The following is a 16,194-nucleotide window of genomic DNA, read 5'->3' on the forward strand; positions in this document are numbered from 1 at the left end:
CCGCTTAGCGGCAGTAGCTACCACTGCGATAGCGCGCCGTGTCGAAGTGAAAGTGGTCTTGATGAAAGCGGTCCGCCTCTGGCCCCAGCACCGTGCCAAACGGCCCGCAGGCGCCTCGGTGCATCCGGCGCAAGGCCGCGCTGCTGCGCCGCGCGCGCCAGCCCTTCAGCAGGCTGATCGTGCTGCCGTCCGCGAGTTCAAACCCGGAAATGTCGATCGCGCGGCCCTTGCCATGTTCGGAGATCTTACCGCCCTTACGGTTGTTCCGCGTCCGGCAGGCGTAATGCGCGGCCACCTTGAGCTCCTTCAGCCCGCCGCCCTGCCCCGCCAAAGCAGGCACCGCCGATTGGCGCACCCATGTGTTCAGCGCCTTGGCCGTGGTGCAATCCATCACCGCCGCGGTGCTAAGCCGGATGCCCGAGACCGAGCGTATCTTGACTGCATTCTCAACCCCGCAACCGCTGATCCGGCCCGGCACCCGGCCCACCCGGCTGCCCTGTATCGCCAGATCGCCGCAGACCGCGCCCTTGGCCAACATCCGCTGCCGCGCACGGGCGGCCTGTTCGACCTTTGCACTGCGCAGGGAGGGACGGAGCGATGCTTTCATCCCCTGCCCGCCCTCGGCGGCGGCACGGGCGGCGGGGTCACGTTCGGGCGGGGCGATCGCGCCGCCGGGGGCGACGCTGACCGGCAAGCTATCCCCCTGCTGACGCGCCACGGGCCGCTCAGAACTGTCCGGCCCCGCAGCCAGGGCGATTTGCCCCAGCATGATCAGCGGCAGGACAGCCCAGCCCCTCATGACTTGGGCGCGCCCCGGCCAAAGTCGGGCGCGTCGGTATCCTGCCCCGCCTCGATAATGCCGCGCCGGATCGCGCGGGTGCGGGTAAAATAGGCGTGCAGATGATCGCCGTCGCCGGTGCGAATGGCGCGTTGCAGGGCGAAAAGCTCTTCGGTGAAGCGGCCAAGGATTTCCAGCGTCGCGTCCTTGTTGGTCAGGAAGACATCGCGCCACATCGTGGGATCACTCGCCGCGATCCGGGTGAAGTCGCGGAAACCGGCGGCGGAATACTTGATCACCTCGCTGTCGGTTACCCGGCGCAGATCGTCGGCCACGCCCACCATCGTATAAGCGATGAGGTGCGGCGCGTGCGAGGTGACGGCCAGCACCAGATCGTGATGCTCGGCGTCCATCTCCTCCACATTGGCACCCGCCCCTTCCCAAAGCGCGCGCAGCCGCGCGATGGCGTCCTTGTCGGTGCCTTCCACTGGGACCAGAAGGCACCAGCGGTTGTCGAAGAGCTCGGCGAAGCCGCTGCGCGGGCCGGAATGCTCGGTCCCCGCCAGCGGGTGGCCGGGGATGAAGTGCACGCCCTCGGGCAGATGCGGCCCAACCTGCGCGATCACGTCGGCCTTGACCGAACCCACATCCGTCACCGTGGCGCCCGGCGCCAAATGCGGCGCGATCTCGGCGGCCACGGCGCCCATGACGCCCACCGGCACGCAGAGCACCACCAGATCGGCGCCCGCGACGGCCTCGGCGGCACTGTCACAGACCCGGTCGCAGAGGCCGATCTCGCGCGCCGTGGCGCGGGTCTCGTCGCTGCGGGCATAGCCGGTAACCTCGCCCGCCAGCCCGCCGCGCTTCATCGCCCAGAAAAGTGAGGAGGCGATCAGCCCCAACCCGATCAGGGCGACCCTGTTATAGACCTGCGCCATCAGTTGCCCCCCTTGAACTGCCGCACGGCATGGACGACGCGGCGGCAGGCGCTTTCGTCGCCCACGGTAATGCGCAGGCAGTTTGGCAGGTTGTAGCCCGCCACCCGGCGCACGATCAGCCCTTGGGTCTTGAGGTAGTCGTCGCAAGCCTCGGCCTCGGCCTGATTGGCGAAGCGGGCCAGCACGAAATTGGCGAGCGAGACGTCTGAGGGCACGCCGATCTCAGCCAGCGCATCGGCCAGCCACGTGCGCCAGCGGGCGTTCTCGGCGCGGCAATGGTCGGTATAGGCGCGGTCACGCATCGCCGCCTCGGCGGCGTTGAGCGCGGCCTGCGACAGGTTGAACGGGCCGCGTACCCGGTTCAGCACGTCGATCACATGGGCTGGCCCATAGCCCCAACCGATGCGCAGCCCGCCCAACCCGTAGAGCTTGGAGAAGGTGCGCGTCATCACCACGTTGTCGCGGCGGTCCACCAGTGCGGCACCCCCGTCGTAGCCCTCGACATATTCGGCATAGGCCCCATCGAGCACCAGAAGCGCTTGCGGCGGCAGCGCCTCGGCCAGCCGTTCAAGCTCGGCCAGACCGATCATCGTGCCGGTGGGGTTGTTGGGGTTGGCGATGAACACCAGCCGCGTCGCCTCGGTGCAGGCGGCGAGGATGGCATCGACATCGGTCACCCGCTCACGCTCGGGGACTTCAACGGGCGTCGCACCTGCGGCCAGCGCCGAGATGCGGTACATGGCAAAGCCGTGCTCGGTATGCACGACCTCGGTCCCCGGTCCGGCATAGGCTTGGCAAAGGAAAGCGATGATCTCGTCCGAACCGGCGCCGCAGATGATCCGCTCGGCATCGAGGTCCAGCACCTCGGCAATGGCGGCGCGCAGGGCGCTATGGTCGGAGGATGGGTAGCGATGCAGGTCATAGGCCGCGCGGCGATAGGCTTCGACGGCGGCGGGGCTGGGCCCCAGCGGGTTCTCGTTCGAGCTGAGTTTGACCACATTCTCAAGGCCCGCGACATGCGCCGCACCCCCTTGATAAAGGTCGATCTCCATAATGCCCGGTTGCGGTGCGATCTGTGTCATCTCGCTCTCATCCTCACGCTACTGCCGCCCTTCTATCGGGGGTGTCGCGGTGATGCCAGAATCATTCTGCATCCGCGGCGCCAGCGGACAGGCTGTTGCCCTGCTGCCCGCCGCCCTGCGCAAAAAGAAAAGGCCGCGCAGTTTGCACCACGCGGCCTTTGGTATTCGACAGGCGAAGAAGCTTAGTTCTTCGCGTAGAATTCCACGACGAGGTTCGGCTCCATGACAACCGGGTAAGGCACGTCGCCGAGGCTCGGTGTGCGCACGAAAGTCGCGGTCATTTTGGAGTGGTCGCACTCAAGGTAGTCCGGCACGTCACGCTCGGGCAGTTGCACGGCTTCGAGAACCGATGTCAGCTGCTTGGAACGGTCACGCACTTCGATCACGTCACCCTCTTTCACGCGGTAGGAGGGGATGTTGACCTTGCGGCCGTTCACTTTGACGTGGCCGTGGTTCACGAACTGGCGTGCGGCGAAAACGGTCGGCACGAATTTGGCGCGGTAAACAACGGCGTCCAGACGGCGCTCCAGCAGGCCGATCAGGTTTTCACCGGTGTCACCCTTGACGCGCTCGGCTTCGCCGAAGATGCGACGGAACTGCTTCTCGGTCAGGTCGCCGTAGTAGCCTTTGAGCTTCTGCTTGGCGCGCAGCTGGATGCCGAAGTCCGACATTTTGCCCTTGCGGCGCTGGCCGTGCTGGCCGGGGCCGTATTCACGACGGTTCACCGGGGACTTCGGACGGCCCCAGATGTTTTCGCCCATACGGCGGTCTAGTTTGTGCTTGGCAGCTGTGCGTTTTGTCACGGCTGATCTCCTTTATAAGGCCCCGAGGGGCGGTAAAGGGCGTTGTCCTTTGGCCGAAGCCCGACAGGCTTCCCCTTGCGGGGTCCACCAACACCAATGAAGGGGCGCTTATACGGGGCCATGGCAGGGAGTCAACGGGGGATTTTCGGCGATTTTGATACGCCCCGCCCCTACCGTGCCATCGCAGCGCAGGGCGCGTGGCGGTGACAGGTCAGGATATGATCGTTCACCAGCCCGCAGGCCTCCATCCAGGCATAGGTGATCGTTGGCCCGCAGAACTTGAAACCGGCTTTCTTCAAGTCTTTGCTCACCTGCTCGGACAAGGCAGTCTTCGGCGGCACCTCGGCCTGTGTGGCAAAGCGGTTTTGCAGCGGTTTGCCATCGACATAGCGCCACATGAAGGCGTCGAACCCCTCGCGCGCCTCCACCTCCTGCCATGCGCGCGCGTTGGTGATGGCGGCCTCGATCTTGCCCCGGTGGCGTATGATGCCCGGATCACCCAGCAGGCGCAGCACATCCGCCTCGCCCCATTCGGCGATCTGATGCGGGTCGAACCCGGCAAAGGCCGCACGGAAATTATCCCGCTTTTTAAGGATCGTGATCCAGCTCAGCCCCGCCTGAAACCCGTCAAGGATCAGCTTTTCCCAAAGCGCGCGGCTGTCGTATTCGGGCACGCCCCATTCGGTGTCATGGTAGGCTTGGTAAATCGGGTCATCCCCGGCCCAGTCACAGCGCTTCATCTTCGGCCCCCCTTTGCGCGATCCACCGCGGAAATCGCCGCCGATTAAGACCGTATTATCACCTTTGCGCCCATACCAATCGCAGGACAGCAAGAGAGTACCGCCGTGCCCCGTCGATTCCAACGCCCTTTCGCCGACGTTCCCCCCGGTGGGGACAGCCCGCTGAACCATGCGGTGATGCAGCGCGATGCCGCGACGCTTGAAATGGTGCGCGAGGCCGTGGCCCATCGCCAAACGCTGCTGGCGTTTCAGCCCGTCATGCTGGCCAGCAATCCGACAAATGTTGCCTTTCACGAGGGGCTAATCCGCCTCCTTGATCCCACGGGTCGCGTGATTCCGGCCAAGGATTTCATGCCCGCGATCGAGGACACGGATACCGGGCGGCAGGTGGATGTTCTGGCCCTGCGTCTTGGGCTGAACGCGCTGCACCACCATCCCGGCCTGCGGCTGTCGATCAATATGTCCGCCCGCTCCATCGGGTATCAGGAATGGACCCGCGTCTTGCGCCACTGGCTGGCCCGCGATGCCACCTTGGGCGAACGGCTGATCCTTGAGATCACGGAAAGCTCGGCCATTATGGTGCCGGAACTGGTGACAAGCTTCATGAACCAATTGCAGCCCCACGGCATCTGCTTTGCCATGGATGATTTCGGGGCGGGGCAAACGGCGATCCGCTATTTCAAGGATTTCTACTTTGATGTCCTGAAGCTTGACGGGCAGTTCATCCGCGGCATCGCCACCAACCCCGACAACCGCGCCCTGACCGCCGCGCTGATGTCCATCGCCACGCATTTCGACATGCTGACCGTGGCCGAATGCGTAGAGAACGCCGCCGATGCGGCGGTGCTGACCGAGATGGGCGTCGACTGCCTGCAAGGCTACCACTTCGCCGCGCCAACCACCCGGCCTCCGTGGCTGAAATTCGACCGGGTGCGCGCCACCGGCTGAGCCAGCGCGGACAGGCCGCCGGGGCTGCGGCGGCGGGCTGCCTGCTCAGTTGCCGCATTGCAGCGCATCCGCTATCACTACCTCAGAGGGACGGGAGCGCCCACGCCCGACGATGGCGCGTGCCGGTGTGCCCCCGCCCAACAAGGTAGAGGAAAGTCACATCATGACCAATGTCGTCATCGCATCCGCCGCCCGGACCGCCGTGGGCAGTTTCGGCGGAGCGTTCGCCAATACGCCCGCCCATGACCTTGGTGCCGCCGTTCTGAAAGAACTGGTGGCCCGCGCCGGGGTGGACCCGTCCGAAGTCTCCGAGACCATTCTGGGGCAGGTGCTGACCGCCGCCCAAGGTCAGAACCCGGCGCGTCAGGCGCATATCAACGCAGGGCTGCCGAAAGAAAGCGCGGCTTGGGGCATCAATCAGGTCTGCGGCTCGGGCCTACGCGCCGTGGCGCTGGCGGCCCAGCATATCCAACTGGGGGATGCGAATATCGTGGCCGCTGGCGGGCAAGAGAACATGACCCTCAGCCCCCATGCGCAGAACCTCCGCGCGGGCCAGAAAATGGGCGATTTGCAGTTCATCGACACGATGATCCGCGACGGTCTCTGGGATGCCTTCAACGGCTACCACATGGGCCAAACCGCCGAGAACGTGGCCGAGAAATGGCAGATCAGCCGCGACCAGCAAGACGAATTCGCCGTCGCCTCGCAGAACAAGGCCGAAGCCGCGCAGAAGGCTGGCAAATTCGCCGATGAGATCGTTCCCTTCACCATCAAGACCCGCAAGGGCGAGACGGTCGTGGATCAGGACGAATACATCCGCCATGGCGCCAATATCGAAGCGATGCAGAAGCTGCGCCCGGCCTTCACCAAGGACGGCTCCGTCACCGCGGCCAATGCCTCGGGCATCAACGACGGTGCGGCGGGTGCGCTGCTGATGAGCGCGGATGAGGCCGAAAAGCGGGGCATTCAGCCGCTGGCGCGGATCGCCTCCTATGCCACTGCCGGTCTCGACCCGTCGATCATGGGCGTCGGCCCCGTCTATGCGTCGCGCAAGGCGCTGGAGAAAGCCGGTTGGTCACCCGAAGACCTCGATCTGGTGGAAGCCAACGAAGCCTTTGCCGCGCAGGCCTGCGCCGTGAACAAGGAGATGGGCTGGGATCCGGAAATCGTGAACGTCAACGGCGGCGCCATCGCCATCGGCCACCCGATTGGCGCCTCGGGCGCGCGGGTGCTCAACACCCTGCTGTTCGAAATGCAGCGCCGTGACGCCAAAAAAGGTTTGGCGACGCTGTGTATCGGCGGCGGTATGGGTGTTGCCATGTGCCTTGAGCGCCCCTAAGACTAAATCGGCGCGCAACTTTCTTGCGCGCCGAAACATGCATTTGCAAGAACATTACCTTGAGGGAGGGATTACATGTCACGCATCGCTTTGGTCACCGGGGGAAGTCGCGGGATTGGCGCGGCCATTTCGACCACGCTGAAGGACAAAGGCTATACCGTCGCCGCCACCTATGCCGGCAATGACGAAGCCGCCGCGAAATTCACCGAAGAGACCGGCATCAAGACCTATAAATGGAACGTGGCAGATTACGACGCCTCCAAAGCGGGGATCGAACAGGTCGAAGCCGAGCTTGGCCCCATCGAGGTGGTGGTCGCCAATGCGGGCATCACACGCGACGCACCCTTTCACAAAATGACCCCCGACCAGTGGAATGAAGTCATCGCCACCAATCTGACCGGCGTCTTCAACACGATCCACCCGGTCTGGCCCGGCATGCGCGAACGCAAATTCGGCCGCGTTGTCGTGATCTCTTCGATCAACGGGCAAAAGGGGCAGTTCGCGCAGGTGAACTATGCCGCGACCAAGGCGGGCGATCTGGGCATCGTGAAGTCACTGGCCCAAGAAGGCGCGCGCGCGGGCATCACCGCCAACGCCATCTGCCCCGGCTATATCGCGACCGATATGGTCATGGCGGTGCCCGAAAAGGTCCGTGAAAGCATCATCGCGCAGATCCCCGCCGGACGTTTGGGAGAGCCCGAAGAAATCGCCCGTGCGGTGGCCTTTCTCGTTTCCGACGATGCGGGTTTCATCAACGGCTCGACGATCTCGGCCAATGGGGCGCAATTCGTCGTCTAACGGGCGGATGTTCTGGAAACTTAATAGGCCAGTCTTTTCCAAAGACTGGCCTTTTTAATGGGAAAACGAAACCCGAATGCGGCACTCACTGGCCATCCAGTCTGCCGCCCCGCCAAAGCGGAACGACAGCGATCAAGAACGCCGCATTGCGCGGCGAGGGTCAGCTCGACAGGCGGCTAATCTCCTCTTTCAAACGCAGTTTTTCCTTTTTCATGGAAGCCACTTTCAAATCGTCCATACCGGGGGCGCGTTGCGCGGTTTCCACCGCCTCACTCATCGCCTGATGCTTGCGCTTCAGGGTATCCAGATGTGCGTTCAAAGCCATACAATCCTCCATGATTGGTGTGTGGAATTTCAGTGGACCACAGCGCGATCCACAAGTCACGCGGCACCGCAGCATAGGGGTGAAGTTGGTAAAGAAACGCTTAAGAAGTAGGATAGACCAGCGGCGCCCCCCGGCGCAGGACCGCTTCGATTTCCGGCACATAGCTGTCGCCATCCCCCTCATGCCGCGCGCCACGGTGCATGACAAAGCTGTGATAAAGCCGAAAAGCACCGCGTCCGTTCTTGCGCGCACGCAAGAGAATCAACTCCGGCATCCGCCCGGCGCGCGAGGCGAGCGGCAGCACTTCGACCGATCCCATCTCATGCGGGAGCGCCGCCAAAATCTCGGGCAAACGTTCCGCGCGATGGATAAAATGCGCCTGTCCCTTGGGCTTTAGCCGCCGCGCGGCGGTGCGGACCCATTGTCGCAGGGGCGTCGCCTCGCCCAAGGCCGTCTCGCGCCCCGGATCGCGGGACTTGACCGAGGCGGCCCGGTCGAAATAGGGCGGATTGGCAAGAACGTGATCAAATTGTCGCTGGCGCAGATGCAGGGGCATCTCGGTCAGATCGGCCTCCACCACCTCCAGCGCCGCGCCGCCATTGCGCCGCGCCAGTTCGGCATAGGCGGGTTGCAGCTCACAACCCGTCAGCGTCAGCCCCGGCACCCGCGCCCCCAGACAAAGCACCGCCGCACCGGCCCCGCAGCCAAGCTCCAGCACGCTCTGCCCTGCCTCGGCCTCAATGCTCGCGGCCAGCAAAACCGGGTCCACCCCGGCCCGATAGCCCCGCCCCCGGCGCGGCTGCCAGAGGTGCAGCTTGCCGCCGAGAAAAGCGTCGCAGGTCAGGTCGTCTTCGGTGAAACGGGTCACAGCCCCAGCGGAATCTCATTGTCGCGCATCACCCGCAGGGCGGCGTCATGGTCATCAGGATGCACCATCAGGCGGCGCGGGAAAATCCCGATGCCCCCTTCGAGCACGCTCATGTTTACGTCCATTTCAAAGCAGTCTATATCCTCCCCCCTGAGAAGGGCGGTGGCAAAGGCGATGATGGTCATGTCGGTGCTGCGCAAAAGTTCCTTCATATCAAAGATGTAGAGCCGGATCACCGGCATGTCGAGCGGGACGCGGGAAATGATGATGAAAAGTGATGCAACGGGCAAACCGCACGACCGCATGGCGGCCTATCTAAGCGATGATATGGCGGCGGTCAGCGCCCTGATCCGTGAGCGGATGGCGTCGAAACACGCGCCCCGTATCCCCGAGGTCACCGCCCATCTGGTTGAGGCGGGCGGCAAGCGCCTGCGCCCGATGCTGACGCTGGCCGCGGCCCGGATGTGCGGCTACGGTGGCCCCTATCACGTCCATCTGGCCGCCACGGTTGAGTTCATTCACACCGCGACCCTGCTGCACGACGATGTGGTGGACGAAAGCGCGCAGCGGCGAGGGCGGCCCACGGCGAACCTTCTGTGGGACAACCAGTCTTCGGTGCTGGTGGGGGATTACCTCTTTGCCCGCAGCTTTCAGTTGATGACCGAGCCGGGCTCGATGCCGGTGATGCGCATCCTGTCGAACGCCGCCGCGACCATCGCGGAGGGCGAGGTGCTGCAACTGACCGCCGCGCAGAATCTGGCCACGGATGAACAGATCTATCTGCAGGTCGTGCGCGGCAAGACAGCGGCGCTCTTCTCAGCCGCGACTGAGGTGGGCGGCGTGATCGCCGATGCGCCTGAGGATCAAGTCACGGCGCTCTACGACTATGGTGACGCCCTTGGCATCGCCTTCCAGATCGTCGACGATCTGCTGGATTATCAGGGTGATACAGGGGCCACGGGCAAGAACGTCGGTGACGATTTCCGCGAGCGCAAACTGACCCTGCCAGTGATCAAGGCCGTGGCCAAGGCCGACGAGGAGGAGCGCGCCTTTTGGACCCGCACCATCGAGAACGGCAAACAGGAAGAGGGCGACCTCGCCCATGCGCTGATGCTTTTAGACAAACACGACACGCTCACCGCGACGCAGCGCGATGCCTGTGACTGGGCGGAGAAGGCCAAAGCGGCGCTTGCCCCCCTGCCCGACCATGAGTTGAAAGACATGTTGATCGATCTGGCCGACTACGTCGTCGCCCGGATCAGCTAAGCGGCTAAGATCGGCGCGGCGGCGACCCACCATCGCGGCGCCGCGCTAGCGATGCGATGGGCGGCGGTCTCGGCCTGCGCCGCCGTGGCATAGAGGCCGAAACAGGTCGCGCCCGAGCCGGACATCCGCGCCAGCGCCGCATCGCTCAGCGCCTCCAGACAGCCCCCGATGATCGGCTCCCCCGCGATGGCGGGCGCGGCAAGGTCGTTGCGCTGTGCGTCCAGAAAATCGATGACGTCGGAAAAGCCCGCGAAGCTCGGGATCACCTCGGGCATCGGCGGCTGGTTCTTATCGCTGAGCGCCGAGAATACAGCGGGCGTCAGCACATCGACGCCAGGGTTCACCAGCACCATATGGCAAGGCGGCAGCGCGAAGAGCGGCGTGAGGATCTCTCCGACCCCCTGCATCCGCTGCGGGCCGCGGGTCAGACAGACCGGTACATCCGCCCCGAGCTGCGCCGTCTCTGTGGGCAGCGGAACGCCCCAATGCGCCGCAAGCAGCTCCAAGGCCGCCGCCGCATCGGCAGAGCCGCCCCCGATTCCCGCCGCTGCGGGCAGGTGTTTCTCAAGATGCAGTGCGGCGCCACGGCCCGCGCCTGCGTCCAGCATCTCTGCCGCGCGCAGGACGAGGTTGCGCGCATCGGTCGGCACCCCTTCGGCCCGCGGGCCGCTGACCGTCAGGGTCAAATCATCCGCGGCAGCCACATCCAGCCGATCACCCACGCCAGCCCGCACCACCAGCGAATCCAGCAGGTGATAGCCGTCGGCCCGCTGGCCGGTGCAATGCAGGGTCAGGTTCACTTTGGCCCAAGCCATCCGCGACGCCGCAGCGCCGGGGTCGGCGGGCGCCCCATCGTTTGAAAAACTCATTCGTCCGCAGCAACCTTGAGCGGGGCCGCGCCCTCTTCGGCCAGCACGGCGTCGAGCCCGACTTCCAGCTTGCGGCGCATCCGCTCGGGGTCAGCCTCCGAATCCGCATCCGTCAGGTCAACGAAAGAGAGCGCCCGACGCCATTGGAATTCGGCCTCGCGCTTGCGGCCCACGGCCCAATAAACATCCCCGAGGTGATCGTTCACCACCGGATCGACCGGCTCCAACTCGACCGCGCGTTCCATCTGCTCAACCGCTTCTTCGTAGCGGTCCAGCCGGTAGAAGACCCAGCCCAGCGAATCGACGATATAGCCGCTGTCGGGGCTGGCCGCGACGGCGCGTTCGATCATCTCCAGCGCCTCGTCCAAATTGCGCTGCTGTTCGACCAGCGAGTAGCCGAGGTAGTTCAGCACCTGTGGCTGTTCGGGGTTCAACTCAAGCGCGGCGCGAAAATCCGATTCGGAGCCTTCCCAATCGCCGCTACGTTCCTTGGCGATGGCGCGGGCGTAGAACAGCACCCAGCGGGCACGGGCGGTTTCGGGCGTCAGCGCGAGCGCTTGGTCGTAGGAGGCGATGGCCGCCTCATAGTCCTCTTCGGCCCTCAGCATGTCGCCGAGCGTGGAATGCACCACGGCCAGATCACCATGGCTGCGCGCGAGTTGTTCCAGCACTTCGATCGCCTGCGCGGTCTTGCCCGAGCGGCGCAGCGCGTCGGCGCGGCCCAGTTCGGCGGCGTGATAGGCCGGGCTGTCGGCAGGCAGGGATTTATATTCGGCAATCGCCAGATCATGCTCGCCAAGGTTCTCCAAAAGGCTTGCCGTCAGCAAAAGCGCATCGACATGGTCCGGGCGCAGATAACGCGCAATGCGCGAATAGAGCAGAACGTAATAGTCCCCCGCCGCCTCATTGCGCAGCACGGCGGCGAAGGTGAAAAACACCTCGGCCATGCCCGCTTGGGCGTCGGGCATATGGCTGAAGGGCGCGGGCGTTTCCTGCTGCAAACCTTCGATCAGCCGCGCGATTTCGGGGTCGCTATCCGCGCCAAAACCGTCAGAGAGCACCGCCAGCGCATCCTCGCTGCGCCCCAATTGGCCAAGGATCTCGGCATGGGCCATCACGCCGCGCCGGGTCTGGCCTGCGGCCCCTGCCTCACCACTGGCAAAGATCGCCTCCGCCCCTTCGAAGTCGCCCACGCTCGCCAGCGCGAGGGCCTTGTGATACATCACGAAGCCCTGCATCCCGGCCTCTTCGCTCAGGCTGTCGAAAGCCTTTATCGCGGCGGTCACATCGCCCGCCCCCATATGCGCCCATGCCTGCACCAGCCCGCCGACCCAAGGGCCGATGGCCGAGGTATCGCGTTCAAGCAGGGCCTTGTAGTCGCCCTCTTTCGCCAAAGCGGCCACAAGGGTCATCTCGGCCACCTGGCTCTTGGTGCCGAGGGTGATCATATTGCGTGCCAGCGGCAGCGCCTTCTCCACCCGCCCGAGCGAGAGATAGGACAGCACCGCGCTTTCCATCAGTTCGATGTTCTTAGGGTCCCGCGCCAGCGCCTCGGTATAGTACCGCGCGGCCTCGGGGTAGTCGCTGTTCACGGCGGCATGACGCCCCGCCAGATAGGGGCCTGCGACCGATTGCGCCATCAGCGGCGCCGACAGGCCGATGCAAAGCGCCGCAACGCTGGTGAAACCTAGGACATTCCGAAACATGCAAACCGCCTCATATCGCTTTGCACGCAGGCTATCATCTTCGTGCCGGGGCGCAATGGCGGGGCGGTGATGTCGCCCGTGGCCGACAGGTTTTCGCCGAAAAGACGAAAAAGACCGACACGCCTGCGCGTGCCGGTCCTTTAATTGCGCTTTTGGCGATGGCTCACATATTCGGGTAGTTCGGCCCATCGCCGCCCTGCGGAGTGGTCCAGACGATGTTCTGTGTCGGGTCCTTGATGTCGCAGGTCTTGCAATGCACGCAGTTCTGGAAGTTGATCTGGAACCGCGTCTCGCCGGTTTTGTCATCCTCGACGAACTCGTAAACCCCCGCCGGGCAATAGCGGGCCGAGGGGCCCGCGTATTTCGGCAGGTTCACCTCGACCGGAATGCTCGGGTCTTTCAGCTTGAGATGCGCAGGCTGGCTCTCCTCGTGATTGGTAAAGGAGAAGGCCACGTTGGTCAGACGGTCAAAGCTGAGTTTGCCATCGGGTTTGGGGTAGTCGATCTTCTTGTGCTTATCCGCAGGCTCGGTCGCCTCGGCGTCGGATTTGCCATGGCTCAGCGTGCCCAAGAGCGAGAAGCCGAGCGTGTTGGTCCACATGTCGAAGCCCCCAATCGCCAGCGAGGCGGTGAGCCCGTATTTCGACCAGAGCGGCTTCAGGTTCCGCACCTTCTTGAGGTCGGTCCCAATCGGCCCTTCGCGCACATCGGTCTCGTAATCGGTCAGCTCATCACCGCCACGGCCCGCTTGGATCGCGGCATAGGCGGCCTCTGCCGCCGCCTTGCCCGAGAGCATGGCGTTGTGGTTGCCCTTGATGCGCGGCACGTTGACCATGCCAACCGAACAGCCCAGCAGCGCCACGCCGGGGGCCACCATCTTGGGCATCGACTGATAGCCGCCCTCGGTGATCGCCCGCGCGCCATAGGCCACGCGTTTGCCGCCTTTAAGCAGTTCGGCCACCATCGGGTGATGCTTGAAGCGCTGAAATTCCATGTAAGGGAAAACATGCGGGTTCTTATAGCCGAGGTGAACGACGAAGCCGACGTAAACCTGATTATTCTCAAGGTGATAGATGAACGACCCGCCGCCCGCATTGCTGTTGAGCGGCCAGCCCATTGTGTGGGTCACGGTGCCTTCTTTGTGCTTGGCGGGGTCGATCTCCCAAATCTCTTTCATGCCAAGACCGTATTTCTGCGGCTCTTTGCCTTCGTCCAGCCCGTATTTCGCGATCACCTGCTTGCTCAGGCTGCCGCGCACGCCTTCGGAGAGGAAGACATATTTGCCATGCAGCTCCATCCCCGGCTCATAGCTCGGCCCGGGGGTGCCATCTGCATTTTTGCCCATCTCACCGGCGACAACGCCTTTGACCTCGCCATTCTCGCCAAAGACCAGCTCAGAACAGGCCATGCCGGGGAAAATCTCGACACCCAGTTCCTCGGCCTGTTCGGCCATCCAGCGGCAGACATTGCCCATGGAAACGATGTAATTACCGTGGTTTTTCATCAGCGGCGGCATGGGGAATTCCGGGACGCGCAGCTTGCCTGCCTCGCCCAACAGGTAAAAGTTGTCTTCCTTCACCGGCACGTTCAGCGGCGCGCCTTTTTCCTTCCAATCGGGGATCAGCGCGTCCAGCCCGCAGGGGTCGAGCACCGCGCCCGAAAGGATATGCGCGCCCACTTCGGAGCCCTTCTCCAGCACCACAACATTGCAATCGGCGTCCAACTGCTTGAGCCGGATCGCAGCCGACAGGCCAGCAGGCCCGGCGCCGACGATCACAACGTCATATTCCATCGCTTCGCGTTCAATCTCGGCCATTTTGGTGCTCCCTCACGGCAAATTCGGTTTGGATTTGGCTAAACCACCGCCGCGCGCAATGCAATCGCGACCCTGCGTTTATTGCGCAAAACGTGGGCTCCACGACATAACATGACGCGCGACCTTGCGGATCGCCGGCTCTTCCCCCTTGAGATAGTGCTGCGGCACCCGGTTTCACCACCCAAGCGCTGCGGCCCGCACGGCGAAAACGGGACCGGATTGACGGCAGTCAACCGCCGATCCCGGGGCCGTTAGCCCCTTGCAATTGGCGGGCAGTTTGGGTCAGGTATCTGCCAAGTTAACACGCAATTGGCCGCCCCCCGGCGAAAACCCGGGTGCGGCCCTCATTATGTAGGCACACCGCCATGGAAAAAATCCCGATGACCCGCGACGGTCACACCGCGCTCGAAGTCGAACTTAAGCAGCTTAAAACGGTTGAACGCCCTGCCATCATCAAGGCCATCGCCGAGGCGCGCGAACATGGTGACCTATCGGAAAACGCCGAATATCACTCTGCCAAAGAAAAGCAGTCTTTCATCGAAGGCCGCATCAAAGAGCTTGAGGGCGTGATCTCGCTCGCCGATGTGATCGACCCCAAGAAACTGTCGGGCTCGATCAAATTCGGTGCCACGGTGACGCTGGTCGATGAGGACACGGACGAAGAGAAAACCTATCAGATCGTTGGCGAATATGAGGCCAATATCGAAAAGGGTCTTTTGAACATCAAATCCCCCATCGCGCGCGCGCTGATCGGCAAGGAAGAGGGTGATTCCGTCGAGGTGCGCACCCCCGGCGGGCAGAAATCCTATGAGGTTCTCAAGATCGTCTACGCTTGAACGGGAAGGCTGACATGGCAGAGCCCGACGCTTCCGCATCCCCAGAGCACCCCCCCCGCGCCCCGCGCGGCGGGACCGGCGCGGCACGGCCCACGCCGATGGGCATCTACGACCGGCCCAAGGCCAATAGCATCACCGAGATCGAGGTCATCGCAGGCGCGCTTTCGGCGCTCTGGCTGCTTGGCACGGCGATCTACTTCACCTTTATCGCCGCCGAGGTGCCCGAGGGCACCAGCGATACGGGGCTGCGCGGGCTGTTAATCCTGCTGGTGGTGATCATGCCCGTCGCGATGATCTGGGTCGGGGCCACCGCCGCCCGCGCCGGGCGGGTCATGCGTGAGGAGAGCCAACGTCTGCAAGCCGCGATCGACGCGATCCGGCATTCCTATATCTCGCAACAGCAGGGCAACAAACCGGCGGGCGAGGGCAGCATTGCCCGCAAGCTCGATGAACTCGCCGCCAGCGTCCGCAAGACCGAAATCGCGCTGGCCGGGCTTCAGGGTCGCGATACACCGTCGCGCCCCGTCGATCCGGCCCCCGCACCCACACCGCCCGCCGCCGAAGACCAGCCGACGCTGGCCCTTGGCACGCAGGCGGGCGACAGCGCGCAGCCGCTTTCTGCCGAGGATTTCACCCGCGCCCTCAACTTCCCCGAAACGGCGGAGGATCAGGCCGGTTTCGACGCCCTGCGCCGCGCGTTGAAAGACCGGTCCGCCGCGCAGCTTGTACAGGCCGCGCAGGATGTGCTGACCCTGCTGAGCCAAGACGGCATCTATATGGACGACCTGCGCCCCGACCGCGCCCGCCCCGAAGTCTGGCGGCAATTCGCCAGCGGTGCGCGGGGCCGGACCATCGCGCCTTTGGGCGGCATTCGGGATCGCTCCTCGCTGGCGCTGGCCAATGCGCGGATGCGGCAAGACCCGATCTTCCGCGACGCCGCGCATCACTTCCTGCGCCGCTTTGACCGGACCTTTGCCGAGTTCGAAAAACAGGCCACGGATGAGGAAATCTCGATGCTGGCCGACACCCGCACCGCCCGCGCCTTCATGCTGTTGGGCCGCTGCGCGGGCACCTTCGATTGA

At 64.1% G+C, this 16,194-nt stretch carries 17 protein-coding genes; 6 read left to right on the forward strand and 11 right to left on the reverse strand.

What is annotated here, in order from left to right; translation table 11 throughout:
• Positions 1-4: 4 nt before the first annotated feature.
• From ACGYLQ_RS09910 to ACGYLQ_RS09930, 5 genes are all read right to left on the reverse strand, one after another.
• Positions 5-799, reverse strand: a complete 795-nt coding sequence (locus ACGYLQ_RS09910) for an extensin family protein (protein ID WP_394442646.1) — start codon at positions 797-799, stop codon at positions 5-7.
• Positions 796-1,716: a prephenate/arogenate dehydrogenase family protein gene (locus ACGYLQ_RS09915; RefSeq protein WP_394442649.1), complete on the reverse strand. Its 921-nt coding sequence runs from the start codon at positions 1,714-1,716 to the stop codon at positions 796-798. The genes ACGYLQ_RS09910 and ACGYLQ_RS09915 overlap by 4 nt, the downstream gene beginning before the upstream one ends.
• Complete coding sequence (gene hisC, locus ACGYLQ_RS09920) at positions 1,716-2,798, reverse strand: histidinol-phosphate transaminase (RefSeq protein WP_271693052.1); 1,083 nt, start codon at positions 2,796-2,798, stop codon at positions 1,716-1,718. The genes ACGYLQ_RS09915 and hisC overlap by 1 nt, the downstream gene beginning before the upstream one ends.
• A 182-nt stretch (positions 2,799-2,980) precedes the next feature.
• On the reverse strand, positions 2,981-3,601 hold the full coding sequence (rpsD, locus tag ACGYLQ_RS09925) for a 30S ribosomal protein S4 (protein ID WP_067262232.1): 621 nt from the start codon (positions 3,599-3,601) through the stop codon (positions 2,981-2,983).
• A gap of 170 nt (positions 3,602-3,771) precedes the next feature.
• Entirely contained in the window at positions 3,772-4,341 is a 570-nt protein-coding gene (locus ACGYLQ_RS09930) for a DNA-3-methyladenine glycosylase I (RefSeq protein WP_322328308.1), read from the reverse strand.
• 105 nt (positions 4,342-4,446) lie between these two features.
• Here ACGYLQ_RS09930 and ACGYLQ_RS09935 point away from each other — a divergent pair, with 105 nt between their 5' ends.
• From ACGYLQ_RS09935 to phbB, 3 genes are all read left to right on the forward strand, one after another.
• Positions 4,447-5,289 (forward strand): EAL domain-containing protein, encoded by an 843-nt coding sequence (locus tag ACGYLQ_RS09935; RefSeq protein WP_394442653.1) that lies wholly within the window; start codon positions 4,447-4,449, stop codon positions 5,287-5,289.
• Between the two features lie 163 nt (positions 5,290-5,452).
• Positions 5,453-6,628: an acetyl-CoA C-acetyltransferase gene (locus tag ACGYLQ_RS09940; RefSeq protein WP_209218288.1), complete on the forward strand. Its 1,176-nt coding sequence runs from the start codon at positions 5,453-5,455 to the stop codon at positions 6,626-6,628.
• A gap of 75 nt (positions 6,629-6,703) precedes the next feature.
• Positions 6,704-7,426, forward strand: coding sequence for an acetoacetyl-CoA reductase (phbB, locus tag ACGYLQ_RS09945; protein WP_209218289.1), 723 nt, complete (start codon positions 6,704-6,706; stop codon positions 7,424-7,426).
• Positions 7,427-7,586: 160 nt separating this feature from the next.
• On the opposite strand, the gene ACGYLQ_RS09950 is transcribed toward phbB, so the two are convergent.
• The 3 genes from ACGYLQ_RS09950 to ACGYLQ_RS09960 all read right to left on the reverse strand — a co-directional run bounded on the left by ACGYLQ_RS09950 (position 7,587) and on the right by ACGYLQ_RS09960 (position 8,831).
• The gene (locus tag ACGYLQ_RS09950) at positions 7,587-7,751 is read right to left on the reverse strand and encodes a YdcH family protein (RefSeq protein WP_082852182.1); all 165 of its coding nucleotides are present in this window, start codon (positions 7,749-7,751) and stop codon (positions 7,587-7,589) included.
• 100 nt (positions 7,752-7,851) lie between these two features.
• Complete coding sequence (locus ACGYLQ_RS09955) at positions 7,852-8,619, reverse strand: tRNA1(Val) (adenine(37)-N6)-methyltransferase (RefSeq protein ID WP_394442656.1); 768 nt, start codon at positions 8,617-8,619, stop codon at positions 7,852-7,854.
• Positions 8,616-8,831, reverse strand: coding sequence for a DUF2007 domain-containing protein (locus tag ACGYLQ_RS09960; protein WP_040700850.1), 216 nt, complete (start codon positions 8,829-8,831; stop codon positions 8,616-8,618). The genes ACGYLQ_RS09955 and ACGYLQ_RS09960 overlap by 4 nt, the downstream gene beginning before the upstream one ends.
• 55 nt (positions 8,832-8,886) lie before the next feature.
• On the opposite strand from ACGYLQ_RS09960, the gene ACGYLQ_RS09965 reads away from it, so the two are divergent.
• Positions 8,887-9,885 (forward strand): polyprenyl synthetase family protein, encoded by a 999-nt coding sequence (locus ACGYLQ_RS09965; protein ID WP_394442659.1) that lies wholly within the window; start codon positions 8,887-8,889, stop codon positions 9,883-9,885.
• On the opposite strand, the gene ACGYLQ_RS09970 is transcribed toward ACGYLQ_RS09965, so the two are convergent.
• The 3 genes from ACGYLQ_RS09970 to ACGYLQ_RS09980 form a co-directional block, all read right to left on the reverse strand.
• Positions 9,882-10,754, reverse strand: coding sequence for a 4-(cytidine 5'-diphospho)-2-C-methyl-D-erythritol kinase (locus ACGYLQ_RS09970; protein WP_394442661.1), 873 nt, complete (start codon positions 10,752-10,754; stop codon positions 9,882-9,884). The two genes, ACGYLQ_RS09965 and ACGYLQ_RS09970, sit on opposite strands and share 4 nt — an antisense overlap.
• Complete coding sequence (locus ACGYLQ_RS09975) at positions 10,751-12,460, reverse strand: tetratricopeptide repeat protein (protein ID WP_394442664.1); 1,710 nt, start codon at positions 12,458-12,460, stop codon at positions 10,751-10,753. Before ACGYLQ_RS09975 ends, ACGYLQ_RS09970 begins: the two co-directional genes overlap by 4 nt.
• 163 nt (positions 12,461-12,623) lie before the next feature.
• The gene (locus ACGYLQ_RS09980) at positions 12,624-14,276 is read right to left on the reverse strand and encodes a 4Fe-4S dicluster domain-containing protein (RefSeq protein WP_394442666.1); all 1,653 of its coding nucleotides are present in this window, start codon (positions 14,274-14,276) and stop codon (positions 12,624-12,626) included.
• 365 nt (positions 14,277-14,641) lie between these two features.
• Between ACGYLQ_RS09980 and greA the strand changes: the two genes are divergently transcribed.
• Positions 14,642-15,112 carry a transcription elongation factor GreA gene (gene greA / locus ACGYLQ_RS09985; protein ID WP_067268537.1) on the forward strand — a complete coding sequence of 157 codons (471 nt, stop codon included), beginning with the start codon at positions 14,642-14,644 and terminating at the stop codon, positions 15,110-15,112.
• A gap of 14 nt (positions 15,113-15,126) precedes the next feature.
• Positions 15,127-16,194 (forward strand): hypothetical protein, encoded by a 1,068-nt coding sequence (locus ACGYLQ_RS09990; protein WP_394442669.1) that lies wholly within the window; start codon positions 15,127-15,129, stop codon positions 16,192-16,194.

The organism is Sulfitobacter sp. 1A12779 (assembly GCF_043557315.1).
In the GTDB taxonomy this organism is placed as follows: domain Bacteria; phylum Pseudomonadota; class Alphaproteobacteria; order Rhodobacterales; family Rhodobacteraceae; genus Sulfitobacter; species Sulfitobacter faviae.